The following is a 311-nucleotide window of genomic DNA, read 5'->3' as shown; positions in this document are numbered from 1 at the left end:
ATTACTCGGCTGCGCCTCGCCCTACGGGCCGTTGCTTACGCAACGTTATCCTCCCTGGTGCTGGCCATAATTTCGCAGACCATAAAACAACATCGTCGTCGCTGTTGCTAAGGAGAATATGGTGCATCCGGGAGGATTCGAACCTCCGACCGCTCGGTTCGTAGCCGAGTACTCTATCCAGCTGAGCTACGGATGCATCGGGAAAGCTATTTTACTGCGGGGTTACTCTCCTGGCACTTACGATGGTTTCGCAAACCAGATAACAACAATGTTGCTGTTACTAAGGAGAATATGGTGCATCCGGGAGGATT

General features: G+C 51.8%; 1 tRNA gene. It reads right to left on the bottom strand.

The window, feature by feature from the left end:
* Nucleotides 1–119: 119 nt before the first annotated feature.
* Nucleotides 120–196 (bottom strand) — tRNA-Arg (locus HMPREF3142_RS15385).
* Nucleotides 197–311: the final 115 nt, after the last annotated feature.

The sequence above is a fragment of the Klebsiella sp. HMSC16C06 genome (assembly GCF_001808325.1).
Lineage (GTDB): Bacteria > Pseudomonadota > Gammaproteobacteria > Enterobacterales > Enterobacteriaceae > Klebsiella > Klebsiella variicola.
The sequence above is the reverse complement of the archived record's forward strand: the minus strand, read 5'-3'. Positions and strand labels throughout refer to the sequence as shown.